Here is a 23,209-nt window from a genome sequence, read left to right on the forward strand (position 1 = left end):
CAGTGGAAGACAGGGAATCGTGTTTCGAACTATGCTTTTTCATGGTCTCGCCCTCGCTGCCGTTGGCTTCTTCGAACACCACCGTGGCACTGTGATGCCTCGGCGGGGGCGAGTCCATTGATTACAAGGACCGCACAACATCGAAGGTCGGCGCAGCACCCTGTAGGAGCGGGTTTACCCGCGAAGAGGCCGGTACAGGCCGACGCTTAGTCGCGGTACTCGCACAGGTAGGCCGTATCCACCGCCACTTTCAGCTGGAACTTGCTGTCGGCGGCAACATTGAACTTGTCGCCTGCCTTGAAGGTTTCCCAGTTGTCGCTACCTGGCAGTTTCACGGTCAGCGCGCCCGATACCACATGCATGATCTCGCGCTTGGCAGTGCCGAATTCGTATTCGCCCGGAGCCATGACGCCGACAGTGGCCGGGCCTTCTTCGCCCGAGAATGCGATCGACTTGACGGTGCCGTTGAAGTACTCGTTGACCTGGAACATGGGCGACTCCTGAAAAGAGGTGATGAAAAAGGGCTGGCCAGTATGCCCAAGCCCACAGGCCTCGTCATCTGCTTTCAGGGGCTGTTGGCGGGCAGGCTCAACGGTAATAGCCGCGCCGTGTTGCGCGCATCTTCCAGGGCCCTGTGCTGTTGCCCGCAAAAGTGCATGCCGGCCAGTTGCAGGGCGCCGTTCAGGCCGGTGGGGCGCTGCAGGTGGCGGGCCTTGGCAAAGCGTTGCTTGAGGTTGATGTGCGGCAATGTGCGCAGCAGGCTGTCGAGGCTGTGCTGCTGCCACTCCTGGTGCAGTTGCTGGCGGTCGTAGTCGCCCCAGCTGACCCAGGCCTGAAGCTGCCCGCGGTGGTGCCCCAGCCAGCGCTCGAAGCTTGCCCACACCTCGCGAAACGGCGCGGCGTTGTCCACGTCGGCCTGGCTGATGTGGGTCAGCTCACGGCAGAATGGGGTCAGCTGCGGCCGCCGCCGTGGCTTTACAAAACGCTGGAAATGGTCGACCTCGCGTCCTTCGCGGGTAACCAGGCTTGCGCCAATTTCAATGACTTCCATCTCTGTGACCGGCCACCCACCATCGTCGGTGGTGGCTTCCAGGTCGATCACCAACCAATGGCCCATACCAGGCTCCCTTGCAGATCCTGCTAGAGCGTAGCCAATGTCTGGGCATACGGCATCCTATGGCATTTTGCCGCCTGCTTTGGCACAAAGAGCAGGCACCGGTAGTTGTGCCGCCCCCGGAAAACGCCTAGCTTAGGCGCATACAGGCATAAACCGTGATGAGTGTCCGTCTTGACTCCAGTGCCCGGCCTCAAGGCCTTGTCCACCCTGATGCTGCTGGCCGTGTTCTGGTTGGCGGCACCGGTATGGGCTGGCGAGGCGGTTGAAGTGAAGATTGGCGCAGCCCATTTCCCGCCTTACACAGTGCGCCCCGAGCAAGGTGCCGATACCGGTTTGCTGCCGCAGTTGGTCGATGCACTCAACCGGGCGCAGCAGCACTATCACTTCGTTCTGGTGCCTACGTCTATCCAGCGGCGCTTCGGTGACTTCCAGCAGGGCCGCACCGACATGGCGATTTTCGAGAACCCACAATGGGGCTGGGAGCAGATTGCCCATCAGGCCGTGGACATGGGCCTGGAAGATGCCGAAGTGTTCGTTGCCCGCAAGGCAAATGGCAATGATCCACATTACTTCGATGACCTGCGCGGCAAACGCCTGGCATTGTTCAACGGCTACCACTATGCGTTCGCCGGCTTCAACGCCGACCCGGACTACCTGCGCAAGACATACAATGCGACCCTGACCTATTCCCACGACAGCAACCTGCTGATGGTGCAGGCCGGCCGCGCCGATATTGCCCTGGTCACGCGCTCCTACCTCAGCGATTTCCTGGCACGCAACCCGGCGAGCAGGGCGCAACTGGTGCCTTCGCAACGCATTGACCAGGTCTATCACCACTACGCTTTGCTACGCCCGGGTGCGCCAATCGGTCAGCAGTCGTTCGCGGAGCTGCTGCGCGCCCTGCGCAACAGTGGCGAACTGGCGCGCATCTTCGAGCCGTACCGTATCACGGTGGCTGCACCGCAAGACTAAATTCCCGCGTTGCGGCAACGTTCCCTGCAGTGTGTCTTTTCTTCATTTTCGTGAGTCAAGCCCATGCCGTTCAATGCCGCTTCGCAGCCACAGTCACCGCCACGCTGGCGTAGCCTCAGTGCCGAGGAGGGCGACAGCTGGCTAAGCCTGGCCCTTGAAGGCCGCCCCCTGATCCAGTTGCGCCTGGAAGCTGGCGCTTCGCTGCACGTTCACCTTGAGCGCTTTTGCCCCGAGCGCCCCTACCAAGCCTTGTGGGCCGCCTGCTATTGGTTGCTGTCGCGCGATACGGCCTGCCAGCGTCTGACCTGGCACCTGCCCGAAGTGCTGCCGCAGGCGTTGGCTAGTGGCCTGCTGCTGGTCGGTGAACAGCCGGGCCAGTACCTGTGTGAGCGCGCACTGTTCTGGCAACTGCCGCAGCCGTGGCTGGGCGAGTCGGTCGCCGGGGTCTATCCGCAGCAGATGCAGATCAGCAACGGCAAGCGCCACCCGCGCCGGGCGCCCAAGCCGCGGGGCGAAGTGTACCGGCGCTTCGATGCGCGCTTGGGCAGTTGGGTATCGCTGCGTACCCTGGAGATCGAGCATGACCTGGAGCGTTTCAACCGCTGGCAGAACAACCCTCGCGTGGAGGCGTTCTGGCAGGAGGGTGGCACGCTGGCGCAGCACCGCGAATACTTGGCCAAGCTCGAAGCCGACCCGCATACGTTGACGTTGATCGGTTGTTTCGATGACGAGCCGTTTGCCTACTTCGAGGCGTACTGGGCCAAGGAGGACCGCATTGCCCCCTTCTACCCGGCCGATGACTACGACCGCGGTATCCATATGCTGGTGGGAGAGGAGAGCCACCGAGGGCCGCACAAGGTGGCCAGTTGGCTATCGGCGTTGGTGCACTACCTGTTCCTGGATGACCCGCGCACCCAGCGGGTGGTGGCCGAGCCGCGCGCCGATAACGGCAAGATGATTGGCTACATGCACGACCAATGTTTCCATTGCGACAAAGAGTTCGACTTTCCACACAAGCGGGCGGCGTTGATGATTCTGGGGCGGGAGCGGTTTTTCGATCGTTGCAAGCTGACGTAGGGGCTAGTGTGGTGTTTCACAAATAACGACCATAACTCGCGGCGTTTTTTGCACTCATGCGGCGTTGTCGCTCCTCGCCGTAGCTGGGCTACGACTCGTCGCGACGCCTTGCCTGAACGCAAAAATCGCTCGCGAGTTATTGGCCGTATTTGCAAAACACCACACTAGCGCTGCAAGCAAAAGCGAGAGCGATCCAGGTTCGCTCTCGCTTTTGCTCGCAGCTAGCTTCAGGCCTGCCGACTGGCCGTCTTGCGGCAATGCACCAGCGCATCGCGGATCATGAAGTTGACCAAGGTCGGCGATACGCCCAGTTCCTTGGCAATGTCCTTCTGCGGCACGCCATTAAGGCGATACATCTCGAAAGCATAGCGGGTGCGGGGCGGCAGTTCGTTCAAGGCCTCCGCGATGTCGTTCAGCGCGGCGCGGTTGATGTGGGTGGCTTCGGGCGAGGCGTTCTGCACCACCACGTTCATGCCTTCCTCCTCACTACCGGAGTACTTCAGCTCCATCGCCTGCTTGCGATAGTGGTCGATCGCCAGGTTGCGCACGATCTGGAACAGGTAGCTCAGCTGGGCCTTGAACGATGAGGTGATCTGCGGGGCGGTGCTGAGCCGGAAAAAGGCATCCTGTACCACGTCCTCAGCGCGCGAACGGCAGCCTGTGATGCGGGCGGCGATCTTGACCAGGATGCTGCGGTTGTCGACGAAGGCCTGCAGTAATGGTGAATCGCACTTACTTGTGGATAGTTGTTCCGCCATGGAAATCACCTTGTCACAGAGGGGGAAGGAGGCGCCCAAGGTTGGGAAGCTTCCTAAGACGTGCGACAAGCTATGTAAGATGATAATAATTGTCAAATGCGAAATGTAATTAGTATCTCTGGTTTCAGTTCTAAGCCGCGGCCAGCTTTGGGGTATGCCTTATCAACCCTTAAAGCCTGCCCTCCCTGCTAATTTCTCCCCCCTCCCATCCGTTCCCCTGTGTACATCCCCGGTCGCATACGTTGCCCGCCCTCGTTCGCGGAGCAGCTGTCGGACCTAACCAGACACTGGCAGGAACACCCCATGACGGACGCCTTCGAACTCCCGCTCTCGCTGGTCCAGGCCCTGGCGCAACGCGCCGCGCGGACCCCGGACAAGATCGCCTTGCGCTTTCTGGCCGACGCTCCCGGCGAGCAGGCCGTGCTCAGCTACCGGGACCTCGACCAGCGCGCGCGCACCATCGCCGCTGCCTTGCAGGCGCGCGCCAGCTTCGGTGACCGTGCCGTGTTGCTGTTCCCCAGCGGGCCGGATTACGTGGCGGCGTTCTTCGGTTGCCTGTACGCAGGCGTGATCGCGGTGCCGGCCTACCCGCCGGAGTCCGCGCGTCAGCATCACCAGGAGCGTTTGCTGTCGATCATCGACGACGCCGAGCCGTGCCTGCTGCTGACTGTGGCGGCGCTGTACGACAGCCTGCAGGGCCTGGAAGCCCTGGCGGCGGACAATGCCCCCCAACTGCTGGCTGTGGATGGCTTGGACCCGGCCCTGGCTGCGAACTGGCGTGAACCCGTGCTCAAGGGCGATGACATCGCCTTCCTGCAGTACACCTCCGGGTCCACCGCGCTGCCCAAGGGCGTGCAGGTCAGCCATGGCAACCTGGTGGCCAACGAGCAACTGATCCGCCAAGGCTTTGGCATCGACCTCAACCCCGACGATGTGATCGTCAGCTGGCTACCGCTGTACCATGACATGGGCCTGATCGGCGGCCTGCTGCAGCCGATCTTCAGTGGCGTGCCTTGCGTGCTGATGTCGCCGGGGTACTTCCTAGCCCGGCCGTTGCGCTGGTTGCAGGCCATCAGCGAATACGGCGGCACCATCAGCGGCGGGCCCGACTTCGCCTACCGCCTGTGCAGCGAACGGGTGAGCGAGGCTTCGCTGGCCGGGCTCGACCTGAGTCGCTGGCGCGTGGCCTATTCCGGTTCCGAGCCTATCCGCCAGGACAGCCTGGCCACCTTCGCCGACAAGTTCCAGGCCTGCGGCTTCGATCCGCACAGCTTCTTCGCCAGTTATGGCCTGGCCGAAGCCACTCTGTTCGTCAGCGGCAGCCGCCGTGGACAGGGTATCCCCGCGCTTGAGCTGGATGCCAAAGCCTTCGCCGCCAACCGCGCCGAACCCGGCACTGGCAGCGTGCTGATGAGTTGCGGCTTCCCGCAGCCGGGGCACGCGATACGCATCGTCGAGCCGCAACAACTGCAAGTGCTGGGCGACAACCAGGTGGGGGAAATTTGGGCAGGCGGCCCGAGCATCGCCTTGGGCTACTGGCGCAACCCAGAAGCCAGCGCTCGCACCTTCGTCGAAATGGATGGCCAGACCTGGCTGCGTACCGGCGACCTGGGCTTCATGCGTGAAGGCGAGGTGTTCGTCACCGGGCGCCTGAAAGACATGCTGATCGTGCGTGGGCAGAACCTGTACCCGCAAGACCTGGAGATAACCCTCGAACGTGAAGTGCAGGTGCTGCGCAAAGGCCGGGTGGCGGTGTTCGCCGTCGGGCATCAGGGGGAGGAGGGCATCGGTGTGGCGGTGGAGGTCAGCCGCACTGTGCAAAAGGCAATCAAGCCTCAGGACCTGATCAAGACCCTGCGCCAGGTCATCGCCGACGCCTGCCGGCAGGCCCCCGCCGTGGTCCTGTTGCTGAACCCCGGCGCGCTGCCGAAGACCTCCAGCGGCAAGTTGCAACGCGCTGCCTGCCGCCTGCGCATGGACGATGGCAGCCTGGACTGCTATGCCCGTTTCCCCGAGGCAAGCGAAGCCGGTGCCGGTGCAACCGCTGGCGATGAGCTGCAAGCACGCATCGCGGGTGTGTGGCGCGAGATCCTCAAGGTAGAGGCGGTGGCCGCGGACGACCACTTCCTGTTGCTGGGCGGTAACTCCATCGCCGCCACCCAGGCGACAGCGCGCCTGGCCGATGAGTTGGGTATCGACCTGAGCCTGCGCATGCTGTTCGAGGCGCCGGTACTGGCCGACTACAGCAAGGCCGTGGCACAGATCATCGCCGATGGCGCCGCAGGCACCGCAGCCATCACCACGCTGGAGCGCGCCCAGGCGTTGCCCCAGTCGCTGGCGCAAAACCGCTTGTGGCTGCTGTGGCTGCTGGAACCGCAATCAGCGGCCTACAACATTCCCGCCGGCTTGCACCTGCGCGGCGAGCTGGATGTCGATGCCCTAAAAGTGGCCTTCCAGGCACTGGTGGCGCGCCATGAATCGCTGCGTACCGTGTTCAGCGAAGAGGATGGCCAGGCGCTGCAGCGTATCTTGCCGCAACAGCCGTTCAGCCTGCACCGCCTGGACCTTGAAAAGCACTCGCCCGAGCAGGTTGCCGCGCAGCGTGAAACCGAGGCCTGCCAGCCGTTCGACCTCACCCAGGGCCCGTTGCTGCGGGTGACCCTGGCGCGGCTGGACGATGAGGACCATCAACTGTGGGTGACTCTGCACCACATCGTCGCTGACGGCTGGTCGCTGAACATCCTGCTCGATGAGTTCGCCAAACTGTATGCCGCCCACTGCCAGGGCCTGGAGGCCAACCTGGCGCCGCTACCCCTGGGTTACGCCGACTACGGCAGCTGGCAGCGGCAATGGCTGGCCGAAGGCGAAGCCGAGCGGCAGTTGCGATATTGGCAGGCGCGCCTGGGCGATGAACTGCCGGTGCTCGACCTGTGCACCGATCATCCACGTGCCAGCCAGCGCGACCATCGCGCCGCCCGTTTCACCTTCAAGGTGCCGGCCAAGCTTACTGAAGCGCTCAAGGGCCTGGCCCGCGAGCAGCAGGCCAGCCTGTTCATGGTCCTGCTGGCAGGTTGGCAGGCGCTGCTCCAGCGCTACAGCGGCCAGGCCGATATCCGCGTCGGCGTGCCCAACGCCAACCGCCCGCGCCTGGAAACCCAAGGTTTGGTCGGCTTCTTCATCAACACCCAGGTGCTGCGTGCGCAACTCGATGGCCGCATGCCGTTCGCACAGTTGCTGGCCCAGGTCCGTCAGGCCACCCTGGAAGCCCAGGCCAACCAGGACCTGCCATTCGAGCAGTTGGTCGAAGCCTTGCCAGAGGCCCGTGAGCGCGGCCTGTTCCAGGTCATGTTCAATCACCAACAGCGCGACCTGTCGGCCCTGCGCCGTCTGCCCGGCCTGCTGGCCGAAGAGCTGGCGTGGCACAGCCGTGAAGCCAAGTTCGACTTGCAGTTGCACAGTGAGGAAGACCATCTGGGCCGCCTGAGCCTGGCCTTCGACTATGCCGCGGAGCTGTTCGAAGCCAGCACCGTCGAACGTCTGGCCCATCACCTGCTGGCGTTGCTGGAACAGGTGTGTGCCGCGCCGCAGCAGGCGCTGGGCGAGGTGCAATTGCTGGATGAGCACGGCCGTGCGCAGCTGCTGGGTTGGAGCCAGGCACCGGCCGCCGCAGCGCAGCACCTGTTGGTCGAACAACTCAATGAGCAGGCACGCCTGACGCCGCAACGCACCGCCCTGGTTTGGGACGGCGGCAGCCTGGATTACGCCGGGCTGCACCAGCAAGCCAACCGGCTGGCCCACTACCTGCGTGACAAAGGCGTCGGCCCCGATACCTGTGTGGCCATTGCCATCGAGCGCTCACCGCAATTACTGGTTGGCCTGCTAGCCATTCTCAAGGCTGGCGGTGCCTACGTGCCGCTGGATGTCGATTACCCTGCCGAACGCCTGGCCTACATGCTGGCCGACTGCGACGCCCGTTTGCTACTGAGCCACAGCAGCCTGCTGGGCAAGCTGCCGCAGGTCGACGGTGTCAGCGACATTGCCCTCGACCAGTTGCACCTGGACAGCTGGCCCAGCCATGCCCCCGGCCTGCACCTGCACGGCAACAACCTGGCCTACGTTATCTATACCTCCGGCTCCACCGGGCAGCCCAAGGGCGTAGGCAATACCCATGCGGCGCTGGCCGAGCGCCTGCAGTGGATGCAGACGACCTATGCGCTGAATGACAGCGACGTGCTGATGCAGAAGGCGCCGATCAGTTTCGACGTCTCGGTGTGGGAATGCTTCTGGCCGTTGGTCACCGGCTGCAAGCTGGTGCTCACCGGCCCTGGTGAACACCGCGACCCACAGCGTATCGCTGCCCTGGTGCAGGCCCATGGGGTGACCACGCTGCACTTTGTACCGCCGCTGTTGCAGGTGTTCGTCCAGGAGCCGCAGGCAGGTGCCTGCTGTAGCTTGCGCCGGGTGTTCTCGGGTGGCGAAGCGTTGTCCGCCACGCTGCGTGACCGCGTGCTGCAGGTGCTGCCGCAGGTGCAGCTGCACAACCGGTACGGCCCGACCGAAACCGCCATCAACGTCACCCACTGGCACTGCCAGGTGGCGGACGGCGAACGCTCGCCCATCGGCCGCCCGCTGGGCAATGTGCTGTGCCGCGTGCTGGACGATGAGCTGGAACTGAGCGCCCCCGGTGTGCCGGGCGAACTGTACCTCGGTGGCGCGGGCCTGGCCCGGGGTTACCTGGGCCGCCCCGGCCTCACTGCCGAGCGCTTCGTACCCCAGGCCGACGGCAACGGTCAGCGTCTGTACCGCAGTGGCGATCGCGCCCGCTGGCAGGTTCAGCTGGAGGCCCTGGAATACCTTGGCCGCCTCGACCAGCAGGTAAAGGTGCGTGGTTTTCGCGTTGAACCCGAGGAAGTCCAGGCCTGCCTGATGGCACAGGCGGGTGTCGAACAGGCGTTGGTATTGATTCACAAGGATGCTGTCGGTGCGCAACTGGTGGGCTACTACTGTGGCAGCGCCCAGCCCGCCGAGCTGTTGGCTGTGCTGGCTGCCCAGTTGCCAGCGTACATGGTGCCGGCACAGCTCATCCCGCTGGCACAGATGCCGCTGGGCCCCAGCGGCAAAGTCGACCGCAAGGCGCTGCCGGCTCCGGTGTGGCAGCAGCGTGAGCATGTCGAACCACAAACCGAGTTGCAGCAACAGGTCGCTGCGATCTGGCGTGAAGTGCTGAACCTGCCGCGCATCGGCCTGCAGGACGACTTCTTCGCCCTGGGTGGCCACTCGCTGTTGGCCACCCAGATTGTCTCGCGCAGCCGCCAGGCCTGCGATGTCGAGCTGCCGCTCAAGACCCTGTTCGAAGCCAGCGAACTGGGCGCCTTCTGTGCCGAGATCGCGCGCCTGCGCGCGGTCGGCGAGCGCAACCTGCAAGGCGAAATCGCCCGCGTCGACCGCCGCCAGGCCGTGCCGCTGTCGTACTCGCAGCAGCGCATGTGGTTCCTCTGGCAAATGGAGCCTGACAGCCCGGCGTACAACGTCGGCGGCATGGCACGCCTGCGCGGCACCCTGCACGTGGACGCCTTCGAGCGTGCGCTGCAGGCGCTGATCGTGCGTCACGAAACCTTGCGCACCACGTTCCCCAGCATCGACGGCGTGCCGTACCAGTGCGTGGCTGAAGACAGCGGTCTGCATCTGGACTGGCAAGACTTCAGCGCTTTGTCAGACGATGCCCGCCAGCAACGTTTGCAACAACTGGCCGACGACCAGGCGCACCAGCCCTTCGACCTGGAGCGTGGTCCGCTGCTGCGCGCCTGCCTGGTCAAGGCCGACGAGCGCGAGCACTGCTTCGTGCTGACGCTGCACCACATCGTCACCGAAGGCTGGGCCATGGACATCTTCGCCCGCGAGCTGGGCGAGCTGTACGAAGCCTTCGTCGATGACCGCGAGTCGCCGCTGGCGCCGCTGCCGGTGCAGTACCTGGACTACAGCGTGTGGCAACGGCAATGGCTGGAAAGCGGCGAGGGCGCGCGCCAGTTGGCCTACTGGAAGGCTCGCCTGGGCGATGAACACCCGGTATTGGCCTTGCCCGCCGACCGCCCGCGGCCGGCTGTGCAAAGCCACCGTGGCGAGCTGTACCGCTTCGACCTCGACCCGGCCCTGGTCGCCCGCGTGCATGCCTTCAACAGCCAGCGCGGCCTGACCCTGTTCATGACCATGACCGCCACCTTGGCCGCCTTGCTGCACCGCTACAGCGGCCAGCGCGACCTGCGCATCGGTGCGCCGGTGGCCAACCGCATCCGCCCGGAAAGCGAAGGGCTGATCGGCGCCTTCCTCAATACCCAGGTGCTGCGCTGCGAGCTGGACGGCCAGATGACCGCCGCGCAGTTGTTGGAGCAGATGCGTCAGGCCGCCATCGAAGGCCAGTCGCACCAGGACCTGCCGTTCGATCAGTTGGTGGAGGCCTTGCAGCCGCCGCGCAGCAGCGCCTACAACCCACTGTTCCAGGTGATGTGCAACGTGCAGCGCTGGGCCTTCCAGCAAAGCCGCCAGCTTGCCGGCATGCAGGTGGATTACCTGGTCAATGACGCCAGCGCCACCAAGTTCGACCTGTACCTGGAGGTGACCGACCTCGACGGTCGCCTGGGTTGCTGCCTGACCTACAGCCGTGACCTGTTCGACGAGCCGCGCATCGCGCGCATGGCCGAGCATTGGCAGCAACTGCTGGTCGGCCTGCTGGACAACCCGCAACAGCGCCTGTGCGAACTGCCGATGCTGAGCAGCGCCGAGCAGCAGGTGCTGGTGGGCCAGTTGCAGGGCGAGCACGATTTCGACCTCGACCAGACCTTGCACGGCCTGTTCGCCGCTCAGGCCGCGCGCGCGCCACAGGCTGGCGCGTTGACCTTTGCCGGCCAGCACATGACCTACGCCGAACTCGACCAACAGGCCAACCGCCTGGCCCGCGCCCTGCGCGAGCGTGGTGTCGGCCCGCAGGTGCGCGTGGGCCTGGCCCTGGAGCGCTCGCTGGAAATGGTCGTCGGCCTGCTGGCCATCCTCAAGGCCGGCGGCGCCTATGTACCGCTCGACCCCGAGTATCCGCTCGACCGCCTGCGCTACATGATCGAAGACAGCCGCATCGGCTTGCTGCTCAGCCAGCGTGCGCTGCTGCATACCCTGGGTGAGTTGCCTGAAGGCGTGGCCAGCTGGAGCCTGGAAGACGATGCCGCCAGCCTGGCGGCCTACAGCGATGCGCCGCTGGACAACCTCAGCCTGCCGCAGCACCAGGCTTACCTGATCTACACCTCAGGCTCCACCGGCAAACCCAAGGGCGTGGTGGTCAGCCATGGCGAGTTCGCCATGCATTGCCAGGCGGTGATCGCTGCATTCGGCATGCGCAGCGATGATTGCGAACTGCATTTCTATTCGATCAACTTCGACGCTGCCAGCGAGCGCCTGTGGGCGCCGCTGCTGTGTGGCGCCCGTGTGGTGCTGCGCGCCCAAGGGCAGTGGGGGGCCGAGGAAATCTGTCAACTGGTGCGTGAGCAGCAGGTGAGCATCCTCGGTTTCACCCCTAGCTACGGCAGCCAACTGGCCCAGTACCTGGGTGGGCGGGGCGAACAATTGCCGGTGCGCCTGGTGATCACCGGCGGCGAAGCGCTGACCGGCGAGCACCTGCAACGCATCCGCCAGGCCTTTGCGCCGCAGCAGTGCTTCAATGCCTACGGCCCGACCGAAACCGTGGTCATGCCGCTGGCGTGCCTGGCGCCAGAGGCCTTGCAAGCAGACCTTGGCAGCGTGCCGATCGGCCGCGTCGTCGGTAGCCGTACGGCCTACATCCTCGACGAGGATCTGGCCTTGTTGCCGCAAGGCGGCATTGGCGAACTGTATGTCGGTGGTGCCGGCCTGGCCCAGGGTTACCATGACCGTCCAGGCCTCACTGCCGAGCGCTTTGTCGCCGACCCGTTCAGTGCCGAAGGCGGGCGCCTGTACCGTACCGGCGACCTGGTACGCCTGGGTACCGATGGCCTGGTGGAGTATGTCGGCCGTGCCGACCAGCAGGTGAAGATCCGCGGCTTCCGCATCGAGCTGGGCGAAATCGAGAGCCGCCTTCAGTCCCACGACGATGTCGACGAGGCCGTCGTGCAGGCGCTGGACTTGCCGGGCGGCAAGCAGTTGGTGGGCTACTTGGTGTGCAGGCAGGCCACCGCCGGTAGCGAGGCGCAACAACTGCTGCGCGAAGCGGTGAAAGCCGATGCCCGCCAGCACCTGCCCGACTACATGGTGCCTGCGCACCTGGTGCTGCTCGACAGTCTGCCGCTGATGGGCAACGGCAAGCTCGACCGCCGCGCGCTGCCATTGCCGGACCTTGAGCAGGCGCGCCAGCAATACCAGCCCCCTGGCAATGAGGTGGAAGCACAGCTGGCGCAGATCTGGCGCGATGTGCTCAACGTTGCCCGGGTCGGCGTGCAGGACAACTTCTTCGAGCTGGGGGGCGACTCGATCCTGTCGATTCAGGTGGTCAGCCGCGCCCGCCAGGCCGGCTTGCAATTCACCCCGCGCGACCTGTTCCAGCATCAGACCATCCAGACCCTGGCAGCTGTGGTTCAGCTCAGCGAAGCCGTGAGCACGGTGGAGCAGGGGCTGCGCCAGGGCCAGGCCGGGTTGACGCCGATCCAGCACTGGTTCTTCGACAGTGACGTGCCACAGCCGCAACACTGGAACCAGGCCGTGCTGCTGGAGGTGCGCCAACCCTTGGTTGAGGCCACCCTTGAACAGGCATTGGCTGCGCTGGTGCAGCACCATGACAGCCTGCGCCTGCGCTTCAGCGAAGCCCAGGGCCGCTGGCAGGCTCAGTACGTGCAGCCTGGCGCCGAGCAACTGCTGTGGAGCGCCACGGTCGCCGATTTCACTGATTGTCAGGCACTCTACACCGACGTGCAGCGTAGCCTGGACCTGCAACAGGGGCCGCTGCTGCGCGCCTTGCTGGTGCGTGACGGGCAGGGCACTCAGCGCCTGTTGCTGGCGATCCATCATCTGGTGGTTGATGGCGTGTCTTGGCGGGTGCTGCTGGAGGACCTGCAGGCGCTGTACCGTGGCCAGTCTCTGCCGGCCAAGACCCACGCCGTCAGCGACTGGGCCGCGCGCCTGGCCAGCTACGCCGGCAGCGATTCGCTGCGTGACGAACTGGCTTGGTGGGAAAGCCAGCTGGGCGGTGTGCGTCGCGAATTGCCGTGCGACCATCCGCAGGGCGGCAATTTGCATCGCCACGCTCAAACCCTGGCCATCGGCCTGGACGTGGAGCAGACCCGACAGCTGTTGCAACTGGCCCCGGCGGCTTACCACACCCAGGTCAACGACCTGCTGTTGACTGCACTGGCGCGGGCCTTGTGCCGCTGGTGCGGCGATGAAGAAGTGCTGGTGCAGCTCGAAGGCCATGGCCGTGACGGTCTGTTCGAAGACATGGACCTGACCCGCAGCGTCGGCTGGTTCACCAATGCCTACCCATTGAGCCTGCGTCCGCTGCCAGGTGAAGATGACGCGGCGCGGGCCGGTTCGATCAAGCGCATCAAGGAACAACTGCGCCAGGTGCCGCACAAGGGCCTGGGCTATGGCGTACTGCGCTACCTGGCGGATGCCGCCGGGCGCGAGCAGATAGCGGCCTTGCCGCAGGCGCGCATCACCTTCAACTACCTGGGCCAGTTCGACCAGCAGTTCGACAGTGCGGCCCTGTTCCAGCCCCTGGAGGCCCCGGCCGGGTTGGCGCATGACCTCGATGCGCCGCTGCCCAACTGGTTGAGCGTCGATGGCCAGGTGTATGGCGGTGCTCTGCAACTGCGCTGGACCTTCAGCGCCGAGCGCTACGACCAGCAGACCATCGCGGGTCTGGCCGAGGCCTATCGTCAGGAGCTGTTGGCGCTGGTCGCGCATTGCCTGGCCGATGGCAATGGCAGCTTCACCCCATCGGACTTCCCGCTGGCGCACCTGACTCAGGAGCAGATCGACGCATTGCCGGTACCGGCCGCGCAGATCGAGGACGTTTACCCGCTGACGCCGATGCAGGAAGGCATGCTGCTGCACACCCTGCTGGAGCCGGGCAATGGCCTCTACTACATGCAGGACCGCTACCGCATCAACAGCGCGCTAGACCCCGAGCGTTTCGCCCAGGCCTGGCAGGCGGTGGTGGCGCGCCACGAAGCGTTGCGTGCCTCGTTCAGCTGGAACAGCGGCGAGGCGATGCTGCAGATCATCCACAAGCCGGGCAACCTGGCGGTGGACTACCAGGACTGGCGTGGCCTTGCCGACGATGCCCAGGAGCAGCGCCTGCAGGGCCTGCACAAGCAGGAGCGCGAGGCCGGCTTTGCCTTGCTCAGCGAGGCACCGTTCCACCTGCGCCTGGTGCGCGTGGCCGATGAACGCTACTGGTTCATGATGAGCAACCACCACATCCTTATCGATGCCTGGTGCCGCTCGCTGTTGATGAACGATTTCTTCGAGGTCTACCAGGCCCTTGGCGAAGGCCGTCAGGTCCAACTGCCGGTGCCGCCGCGTTACCGCGATTACATCGGTTGGCTGCAACGCCAGGGCCTGGACGACGCGCGCGCCTGGTGGCAGGCCAACCTGGCCGGCTTCGAGCGTGCCACAGCCATCCCTAGCGACCGCCCGCTGCGCCATGATCACGCCGGTAGCGGCATGGTCGTCGGCGACTGCTACACCCGCCTGGAGGTGAGTGATGGTGTGCGTCTGCGCGAACTGGCCCAGGCTCATCAGCTCACAGTCAACACCTTCGCCCAGGCGGCCTGGGCCCTGGTGTTGGCGCGTTACAGCGGCGACCGCGATGTGGCCTTTGGCGTGACCGTGGCCGGTCGCCCGGCGAGCATGCCGCAGATGCAGCGCACCGTCGGCCTGTTCATCAACAGCGTGGCCCTGCGCGTGCAGTTGCCCGCGGCGGGTGAGCGCTGCAGCGTACGCCAGTGGCTGCAGGGCCTGCTGCAAAGCAACATGGAACTGCGCGAGTACGAATACTTGCCGCTGGTGGCGATCCAGGCGTGCAGCGAATTGCCCAAGGGCCAGCCGCTGTTCGACAGCCTGTTCGTGTTCGAGAATGCGCCGGTTGAAACCGCCGTGCTCGATCACGCCCAGCACCTGAACGCCAGCTCCGACTCGGGCCGTACCCACACCAACTTCCCGCTGACGGCGGTGTGTTACCCGGGTGATGACCTGGGCCTGCACCTGTCGTTTGACCAGCGTTACTTCGATTACCCGACCGTCGAGCGCCTGCTGGCCGAGTTCAAGCGCCTGCTGCTGGCGCTGGTACAAGGCTTTGACGGCGAAGTGGGCGAACTGCCGTTGCTCGGCGCCGAAGAGCAACGTTTCCTGTTGCAAGATTGCAACCGTACCGAACGGGCCTATCCGCTGGAGCACAGCTACGTCGCCCAATTTGAGGCGCAAGTTGCCCTGCATCCACAACGTATCGTGGCCCGCTGCCTGGACGCGTCCTACGACTATGCTGGGCTGAACCTGGCGGCCAACCGCCTGGGCCATGCCCTGATTGCGGCGGGCGTGGGTGTGGACCAGCCGGTGGCACTGCTGACCGAACGCGGCTTGCCGCTGCTGGGCATGATTGTCGGCAGCTTCAAGGCCGGCGCCGGGTACCTGCCGCTGGACCCGGGCCTGCCGGCGGCCCGCCTGCAAAGCATCATCCAGCTCAGCCGCACGCCAGTGTTGGTGTGCAGCGCGGCCTGCGCCGAGCAGGGGCGGCAGTTGCTCGGTGAACTGGAGGCTGCGCTGCGGCCGCAACTGCTGGTCTGGGAAGACGTCCAGGCCAACCCGATCGCAAGCTACAACCCGGGTATCCACAGTGGCCCGGACAACCTCGCCTACGTGATCTACACCTCAGGCTCGACCGGTCTGCCGAAAGGGGTGATGGTCGAGCAGCGCGGCATGCTCAACAACCAGCTGAGCAAGGTGCCGTACCTGGCCTTGAGCGAGCAGGACGTGATTGCCCAGACCGCCTCGCAAAGCTTCGACATCTCGGTCTGGCAGTTCCTTGCCGCGCCGCTGTTCGGCGCCAAGGTGGAGATCGTGCCGAATGCCATCGCCCATGACCCGCAGGGCCTGCTGGCGCATGTGCAGGCCACCGGCATCACCGTGCTGGAGAGCGTGCCGTCGCTGATCCAGGGCATGCTGGCCAGCGACCACCAGGCCCTCGACGGCCTGCGCTGGATGCTGCCGACCGGCGAGGCCATGCCACCGGAGCTGGCGGCGCAGTGGCTGCAGCGCTACCCGCAGATCGGCCTGGTCAATGCCTATGGGCCGGCGGAGTGCTCGGATGACGTGGCGTTCTTCCGCGTCGATGCCGCCTCGACCCAAGGCAGCTACCTGCCCATCGGCACGCCAACCGATAACAACCGCCTGTACCTGTTCGGCGAGGACCAGGCACTGGTGCCGCTGGGTGCGGTGGGCGAGTTGTGCGTGGCTGGTACGGGTGTAGGCCGTGGCTACGTCGGTGACCCGGTGCGCACGGCACTGGCGTTCATCCCTCACCCTTACGGGGCGTCGGGCGAACGCCTGTACCGCACTGGCGACCTGGCGCGGCAACGCCCGGACGGTGTGCTGGAGTACGTCGGGCGCATCGACCATCAGGTGAAGATTCGCGGCTATCGCATCGAGCTGGGCGAGATCGAGGCCCGGCTGCATGAGCAGGCGGAAATTCGCGATGCTGCCGTGGCGGTGCAGGAGGGCGTGAACGGCAAGCATCTGGTTGGCTACCTGGTGGCGCACCAGGGCGTCAGTGCCGATGCCGCGTTGCTGGAGCAGGTCAAGCAACGACTGCGTGCCGAGTTGCCGGAGTACATGGTGCCGTTGCATTGGGGCTGGTTCGACAGCTTGCCGCACAACGCCAACGGCAAGCTCGACCGCAAGGCCCTGCCAGCCATCGACATCGGCGGCCAATACAGTCAGGCCTATCAGGCGCCACGCAACGAATTGGAGGGCGTGTTGGCGGGTATCTGGGCCGATGTGCTCAAAGCCGAGCGGGTGGGGGTGCACGACAACTTCTTCGAGCTGGGCGGGCATTCGCTGTTGGCCACGCAGATCGCTTCGCGGGTGCAGAAGCAGCTACAGCTGAACGTGCCGCTGCGGGCGATGTTCGAGTGCAGCACGGTGGAGGCGTTGGCCGAGTATGTACAGGGGCTGCAGGGCAGTGCGCTGGATGATGACAAGGTCGATCGGCTCAGTGACCTGATGGCGGAGCTGGAGGGGCTGTGATGGGCAGGGGCACTTGGCGCCCCTTTCAATGGCCACGGTACCTAGACCGAAGCATTGATAAAGGCTTCATCCAGCGATTTGGCGTGGTGGCGTTCCATGAACTGTCCACCACTGTCAAACGCTTCCAGTCGTTTGTTTGCGAGCATATAAAAGCGCTGGCAATTTTTCGTGATTTCCTCTGTGTAATGAGAAGATATCAGCACGCTCGCACCTTCCGCGCACGTGCTTTTAATACCAAGCCATATATAGTGTCGAAATTCAGGGTCTACGCCAGCCGTTGGCTCGTCAAGAATGATCAAGTCACTGTTTAAAAGTAGCAAGGTCAGCGTGAAATAGCTGCGAATTTCACCGTAGCTGCAATTGGCGGCTTTTTTCTTGGCGATGTCCGCATATCGCCTGGACAGTGGCGGGGACCATTTGGCTAGTTTCGAGAGAATCTCTGTGTGATCTGGGGAAACGTTGGGGGTCAGGCTGGTGATAAGCTTGCCCGCTTCGTTCATGCGGAGCAATGGGGGCGGTGTAAGGATTTGCGTCAAATAGGCCTGACGCCTGGATAAATTGGAAATAGCACCCTTTGTCGGCTTCTTTATTTTACAGATGAGGTCGAAAAGGGTTGTCTTTCCGGCCCCGTTGTTGCCAAGAATGCCGACCAGTTCCCCCGCTTTTATAGTGAGTTCAATATCGTTCAGTAGCGGGTTTCCGCGGTATCCGAAGTGAAGGTTGTTTATAGTTAGAATGTCCATCAGTATCGGCTCCATATGGGTTGGATTCTGAAATACCTTCCGGTCAGGTATGTCGAGGCTGCAGAGGCCGAAAGTGCAATCAGGAAACTGTTGAGAAGGGGCATTTCGCCATGGAAGATCTGCGCGCTTAAAAAGAGCGGGTTGATCAGCGTTAGCGCCTGCGAAGCATCGTGCCCCATTGTGGCGCCGTTGTATCCGGAGACCAGCATGAGAAATGACATGAGCGAAAAAAGGGTGCTGGCCGTGCTGAATTTTATCGGCAGCGCAGCGATCCCCAGGCCGATACAGGTGAACATGAGGTAACTGGTGTAAAAGCATGCCATCAGATAGAGGAATTCAGGGAGTGAGTAGTGACCTCGCAAGGGTTTGGTCAAGAGGTAAAATAGTGTGGCGTAAAGTGAGCTCAATAATAAATAGCTGAGTGTATGGGCCGTCAGGAATAGCTTGATTGCACCGTGTTGGTAGATGAAGGACCGCGTGAAGCCACTTTCCCTTCTGCCGATAAGGTAGAAGCTGAATCCAAAGAACGCGAGGGTGGCAGAGATGTATGAGTAGAACCAGGCGGCTGAAGCGGTATAGGTTGCGGTTGCATGCGTCGGGTTGGTGATGATGAAGAGTATGCAAGGGGCCAGCGCTGACCAGAGAAGCGATGTGGGCTCCCTCAAGTGCTCAGTGGTCAAGATTTTTGTGATGGTCGTGATTTTTCTTGCACTGCGGATAAAGTGGTTTGGGTTCATGGATGGACCATTTTGGAAAGATGGCTGCTTATTGTTTGATTTCGCAATGAGTGTCGGAAGTCAGTTTCATGAGGCAGGTATCATATTGACTATCCATGGGTGTCTCCTTGTTTTTGTTGTTGTCCGAAATATGCGGGCATAAGGAGGCTAAGGCGCTTGACTGTTTTAAGTCAATCTCTCAGTGCGGGTGGAATGGCTTGAAGTGATATTGGGGTGTTTGGTTTGAAGCTGTTTTTGTGGGAAGGTTCTTCAGAAGTCTCTTGCTTGAATCTGATGATGTTTTTGGGTTTTCATTTTTTCTTCTGTTCGTGTAAGAGATTTCGGATATTGGTGCGTGAAAGCTCTATTGTGATCGTCTGAGTGTTCTTTATTGTGCGTCGGTGTGGAATTTGAATGCGGGAGGCGAGCAGGCGATGTTTAACGACAGGGCGTGCCAAGTAGTTGTTTCTAGATATGTTGGGTTATGGATTTAAATCTACGCGGGATAGATTTTTCGGGCCGAGAGATTGATTCCGGGAGATTTACTGCTTGCGAAAGAACGGCCTGCACCCAATCACCAATGTGTGTCCACTCCCGATCAGTGTAGGAGCGGGTTTACCCGCGAATACAGTGGCGGCGGCAACGGTGAACGGCGGGTGGAAATTGGCCAGCAGGTCCGGCCCTTTCGCGGGTAAACCCGCTCCTACACTTGACTGCGCAGGCCTTGCGATCACAATCCAGCCGTTAGCGCGCGCCCCGTAGGAGCGGGTTCACCCGCGAACACCGGCGTAGCCGGTGCCATGCCCCGCGTCACCCGCTTCGCGGCGCTCGATCTGTGCCCCACCACATGCACTAGCGTTTGCCCAGAATCTTCCCAAGCATCTCCGGCCGTGGTGCCCCTTGCTGGCTTTGCAGGTTGCCTTGCTCATCCTGATAGAAAATGGCCGGGGTCGCCTGCAACCCCATCTCTTCCATCAACGCCATGTTCGCCGCCAGCTTCTGTTGCACAGCCTCTGGCACCTGTTCCAGCGCCTTCAGCGTGCTGGCCTTGCCGGCCTTTTCATGCTGTTGCAGGGCCTTGGCCGGATCTTTCGCTGCCAGCAGCGCCGCCGACTTGCCCGGGCTGTCCTCACGGATGATGCCGACCATGATATGGCGCAACTGCACCTTGCCCGACTCCACCCACGGCCGCGCCTGCTCCCAGAACATGTTGCAGTACGGGCAGTTCGGGTCGCTGAACAGGTATACCTTGCGCGGCGCATCGGCCTTGCCGTCGGCGATCCACGCGGTCTTTTCCATTTTCGCCCAGATTTCCTTGCTCATCGGCGCGTATACCAGCTTTTGCAGCGGCTCGGCGCTCAGGTCCTTGCCCTGTTCGTCGAACAGGCTGCCGACCAGCACGTGCTTGCCGTCGGGGGTCAGGTACAGGGCCAGGGCGTTGTTCTGGTACTCGGCGGCATAGCCGCGCAGGCCGTTGGGCGCATCGAAGCTGCCCTTGATCACGGCGCCCTTGGCTTGCAGCTGCTGAACCGCCTTGGGCAGTTCTTCGGCCTGCAGGGCAGGGGCGGCCAGCAGGGCCAGGGACAGGGGCAGCAGTGCAGTCAATCGCATGTCAGTTTCCTTGTGCGGCAGGGGCGGGCGCAATGGCCCGGTCGAAAGGTTCCAGGGCGTGGCGCAGGCTGGCCCGGGACAGTTCGCCCAGGTGGCTGCCGACCAGCCGCCCGTTGGCGTCGTAGAACAGGGTGGTGGGCAGGGCCATGGAGCCGACACGCTGGGCCAGCAGGCCGGTGCCGTCGAACAGCACGTGGGTCAGGCTCAGGCCGGTGGTGGCGAGGAAGGTGCTGACGTTTTCCGGGGTCTCGCCCTGGTTCACGAACAGGAAGGTCACGTGCGGGTAAGCGCTTTGTGCCTGTTGCAGCACGGGCATCTCACGCCGACACGGTGGACACCAGGTGGCCCAGATATTGATGACCAGCGGCTTGCCGCGGTAGCTGTGCAATGCCACGGCCTGGCCGCTGGCGTTGCGCAGGCTCAGTTCGGGCAACTCGGTGCCTTTGCTGTACAGGTGGCCACCGAGGCTGGCCAGGCCCCAGAACAGCGCGCCGCTGAACAGAGCCCAGCCTAGCGGGCGGCGCAGGCCGGGGTGGCGCCAGCCCTGCCACAGGGCTCCGAGCACAATGCCCGCAAGGCCCGACCAGAACAGGAAGCCGCCGTCACGGATGTCGATGATTTGCAGCGGGTCGTCCCGGTACATCGGCCAGTAGGCCAGCACGAAACCGGCGCGGGCACACAGCAGGCCGATCAGGAACAGGTTGAACAGCGCCGATTCCGGGCTCTCGCCGCCACGTCGGGCGACCCACCAGCCGACCACGCTGGCGATCACTAGGGCGGTGAGCATCAGCAGGTGGTTGAGGGCCATGGTCAGTGGCCCGAGTGTTACGGTCAGCATCAGCCTTGGCTCCTGGTCTGGGCCCAGTGTTGCTGGAACGCTGCTGCATCAACCTCACCGGTGATGCGCCGCGCACGTCGTTCTTCGCCTTCCGGGCCGATCCAGATGATGCTGGGCGGGCCGGGTACCTGGTAGCGCTGCAGCAGGGCCTTGCTGGCCGGGCTGTCGGCGGTCACGTCCAGGCGCAGCAGGTGCACGCCGGTCAGGCCGGTCTGCACGTCGCTGCGGGCGAACACCTGTTTTTCCATGACTTTGCACGACACGCACCAGTCGGCATAGTAGTCGAGCATCACCCACTGGCCGCGGGCTTTGGCCGCATCCAGCTCACGTTTCAGGTCTTCGGGGCGGCTGACGGTGACGAAGCTGTCTTCGGCATGCTGGCCAGCGGCCGCTGTGCTGCCCCCCCCGGTGAACGGGCGTAGTGGCTGCCAGAGGTCGTCGCCACCCGCTGCCGCACCGACCAGCAACAGGCCGCCCCACAGGGCGCCCAACAGCGGTACGGCGCGCAACGCTGGCAGGCGCTGCAGGGCCGGCCAGGTGGCCCAGGCCAGGGCGATCAGCCAGGCGCCACTCAGTGCCAGCAGCAAGGTAGCAGGCAGCAGGCTGCGCACGGTGTACAGCGCCATGGCCAGGAACACGAAACCGAACACACCCTTGACCCGGTTCATCCACGCACCCGGGCGCGGCAGGTAACGGTTGCCCAGAGTTACCAGCAACAGCAGCGGCACGCCCATGCCCAGGCCGAGGCTGAACAGCACCAGCGCGCCTTGCAGTACGTCACCGCTCTGGGCGATGTACAGCAGCGCACCGGCCAACGGCGCAGTCATGCACGGGCCGAGCAACAGGCCGGACAACGCCCCGAGCAATGCCGCGCCATACAGGTTGCCGCCACGGGTACCTTGCCCGGCGCGGTCCAGGCGGTCGCGCAGGGCGGCAGGCAGTTGCAGTTCGAAGACGCCAAACATCGGCAGTGCCAGCAGCACGAACAGCCCCGCCAGGCTGCCCAGCAGCCAGGGTTGCTGCAGCCAGGCCTGCAGGCTGGCACCCAGCAGGGCAGCAACCACCCCGAGCCCGGCGTACACCAGGGCCATGCTCAGCACATAGACCCCGGCCAGCAGCCAGCCGCGCCGGGCACTGGCGCCATTGCCCAGCACCAGCCCGGCAAGGATCGGCAGCATCGGCAGCGAGCAGGGGGTGAAGGCCAGCAGCAGCCCAAGGCCGAAGAACGCCAGCAGGCTCCAGGCCAGGTGGCCTTGCTGAAGGCCGCTGGCCAGGGCCTGGTCGCTGGCTTGCTCGGCGGCCGGCGTTACGCTGCCACCCAAGTCGATCGAGGTGGTTTGCGGCGGGTAGCACAGGCCGGCATCGGCGCAGCCCTGCCAGCCCAGGCGCAATTGGCCCTGGGCAGTGGCCGGCAGCAGCAGTTCGAGCTGGTCACGGTACACCGCGCTGTCACCGAAGAACTCGTCATGGTGGTTGAGCGCTGGCGGCAGCTGCGGGTGTTGCTCTGCAGGCAGGCCGTCGAACTTCAGGCGCTTCTGGTACAGGTAGTACCCCTGCTTGATCTGGAAGTACAGGCGCATCTGGCCGTCGGCCTGGCGGTCGTGGGTGAGCACGAAGGCTTGCTCAACCGGCAGGAAGTCTGGTTTCACATCGAACGGGTTGGCTTGCAACGGGCCGGCCAGTAGTAGTGTGAGGAAGAGCAGGAGAACGCGCATGTCTTCGCCTTGGCAGATCTGGGAATGGGGCCATGCTGGCTGGGGTCGATTAAATGAAGGTTAACGCGGGTGTTGGGGTTGGGGGGGGTCAGGAGTATTAAGAGTTTGTTCTGGATTTGCAGGGTCTTCGTTGTTGGATTTTCGAGGGGGCGGCGTTGGAATTTCGAGGTGTTTGCCGGGAGATTCTCAGCGCCTGTGAGATCGAGCGCCGCCCGCGCGGCGCTTCGCGGGTAAACCCGCTCCTACGTTTGTTTCGGGCCAGTCCCTCCTGCACCAGTCGCGCGCGACCGCCTTGTTTGTACGACGCGATATCGAGACATGCGCCAAGGCGGTCGCGCGCAAATCCCACAGGAATAATTGGCCCGAAACAAACGTAGGAGCGGGTTTACCCGCGAAGCGCCGCGC

The 23,209-nt window shown here is 63.8% G+C and carries 11 protein-coding genes; 3 read left to right on the top strand and 8 right to left on the bottom strand.

The features are described from left to right. Nucleotides 1–206: 206 nt before the first annotated feature. Both INQ47_RS25135 and INQ47_RS25140 read right to left on the bottom strand, forming a co-directional pair. Nucleotides 207–491 (bottom strand): pyrimidine/purine nucleoside phosphorylase, encoded by a 285-nt coding sequence (locus tag INQ47_RS25135; RefSeq protein WP_021784456.1) that lies wholly within the window; start codon nt 489–491, stop codon nt 207–209. Nucleotides 492–565: 74 nt separating this feature from the next. Then, entirely contained in the window at nt 566–1,117 is a 552-nt protein-coding gene (locus tag INQ47_RS25140) for an exonuclease domain-containing protein (protein WP_252458809.1), read from the bottom strand. Between the two features lie 171 nt (nt 1,118–1,288). On the opposite strand from INQ47_RS25140, the gene INQ47_RS25145 reads away from it, so the two are divergent. Next, complete coding sequence (locus INQ47_RS25145; RefSeq protein WP_404702857.1) at nt 1,289–2,089, top strand: substrate-binding periplasmic protein; 801 nt, start codon at nt 1,289–1,291, stop codon at nt 2,087–2,089. 63 nt (nt 2,090–2,152) lie between these two features. Then, on the top strand, nt 2,153–3,166 hold the full coding sequence (locus tag INQ47_RS25150; protein ID WP_404702858.1) for a GNAT family N-acetyltransferase: 1,014 nt from the start codon (nt 2,153–2,155) through the stop codon (nt 3,164–3,166). A 227-nt stretch (nt 3,167–3,393) separates the two neighbouring features. Here the strand turns inward: INQ47_RS25150 and INQ47_RS25155 are convergent, their stop codons facing one another. Beyond that, entirely contained in the window at nt 3,394–3,924 is a 531-nt protein-coding gene (locus INQ47_RS25155; protein ID WP_010954997.1) for an RNA polymerase factor sigma-70, read from the bottom strand. A gap of 303 nt (nt 3,925–4,227) precedes the next feature. Between INQ47_RS25155 and INQ47_RS25160 the strand changes: the two genes are divergently transcribed. Continuing rightward, a complete protein-coding gene (locus INQ47_RS25160) occupies nt 4,228–17,181 on the top strand; it encodes a non-ribosomal peptide synthetase (protein WP_404702859.1) in 12,954 nt (4,317 codons plus the stop codon). Nucleotides 17,182–17,222: 41 nt separating this feature from the next. Here INQ47_RS25160 and INQ47_RS25165 read toward each other — a convergent pair whose 3' ends face one another. The 5 genes from INQ47_RS25165 to dsbD all read right to left on the bottom strand — a co-directional run bounded on the left by INQ47_RS25165 (nt 17,223) and on the right by dsbD (nt 22,804). After that, on the bottom strand, nt 17,223–17,924 hold the full coding sequence (locus INQ47_RS25165) for an ATP-binding cassette domain-containing protein (protein WP_404702860.1): 702 nt from the start codon (nt 17,922–17,924) through the stop codon (nt 17,223–17,225). After that, on the bottom strand, nt 17,924–18,661 hold the full coding sequence (locus INQ47_RS25170; protein WP_404702861.1) for a hypothetical protein: 738 nt from the start codon (nt 18,659–18,661) through the stop codon (nt 17,924–17,926). The genes INQ47_RS25165 and INQ47_RS25170 overlap by 1 nt, the downstream gene beginning before the upstream one ends. Before the next feature lie 831 nt (nt 18,662–19,492). After that, nucleotides 19,493–20,251 (bottom strand): thiol:disulfide interchange protein DsbG, encoded by a 759-nt coding sequence (dsbG, locus tag INQ47_RS25175; RefSeq protein WP_076402723.1) that lies wholly within the window; start codon nt 20,249–20,251, stop codon nt 19,493–19,495. A gap of 1 nt (nt 20,252) precedes the next feature. Then, nucleotides 20,253–21,089 (bottom strand): prolipoprotein diacylglyceryl transferase family protein, encoded by an 837-nt coding sequence (locus INQ47_RS25180; protein WP_404702862.1) that lies wholly within the window; start codon nt 21,087–21,089, stop codon nt 20,253–20,255. Further along, entirely contained in the window at nt 21,089–22,804 is a 1,716-nt protein-coding gene (dsbD, locus tag INQ47_RS25185; RefSeq protein ID WP_404702863.1) for a protein-disulfide reductase DsbD, read from the bottom strand. The genes INQ47_RS25180 and dsbD overlap by 1 nt, the downstream gene beginning before the upstream one ends. Nucleotides 22,805–23,209: the final 405 nt, after the last annotated feature.

The organism is Pseudomonas sp. 3HC3 (assembly GCF_044904505.1).
Taxonomy (GTDB): domain Bacteria; phylum Pseudomonadota; class Gammaproteobacteria; order Pseudomonadales; family Pseudomonadaceae; genus Aquipseudomonas; species Aquipseudomonas putida_Y.

What these genes read in the sequence shown, in the direction of transcription:
- INQ47_RS25165 (WP_404702860.1), bottom strand. Translation starts at nt 17,924, where the DNA reads ATGGACATTCTAACTATAAACAACCTTCACTTCGGATACCGCGGAAAC.
- INQ47_RS25150 (WP_404702858.1), top strand. Translation starts at nt 2,153, where the DNA reads ATGCCGTTCAATGCCGCTTCGCAGCCACAGTCACCGCCACGCTGGCGT.
- dsbD (WP_404702863.1), bottom strand. Translation starts at nt 22,804, where the DNA reads ATGCGCGTTCTCCTGCTCTTCCTCACACTACTACTGGCCGGCCCGTTG.
- INQ47_RS25140 (WP_252458809.1), bottom strand. Translation starts at nt 1,117, where the DNA reads ATGGGCCATTGGTTGGTGATCGACCTGGAAGCCACCACCGACGATGGT.
- INQ47_RS25155 (WP_010954997.1), bottom strand. Translation starts at nt 3,924, where the DNA reads ATGGCGGAACAACTATCCACAAGTAAGTGCGATTCACCATTACTGCAG.
- INQ47_RS25160 (WP_404702859.1), top strand. Translation starts at nt 4,228, where the DNA reads ATGACGGACGCCTTCGAACTCCCGCTCTCGCTGGTCCAGGCCCTGGCG.
- dsbG (WP_076402723.1), bottom strand. Translation starts at nt 20,251, where the DNA reads ATGCGATTGACTGCACTGCTGCCCCTGTCCCTGGCCCTGCTGGCCGCC.
- INQ47_RS25180 (WP_404702862.1), bottom strand. Translation starts at nt 21,089, where the DNA reads ATGCTGACCGTAACACTCGGGCCACTGACCATGGCCCTCAACCACCTG.
- INQ47_RS25135 (WP_021784456.1), bottom strand. Translation starts at nt 491, where the DNA reads ATGTTCCAGGTCAACGAGTACTTCAACGGCACCGTCAAGTCGATCGCA.
- INQ47_RS25170 (WP_404702861.1), bottom strand. Translation starts at nt 18,661, where the DNA reads ATGAACCCAAACCACTTTATCCGCAGTGCAAGAAAAATCACGACCATC.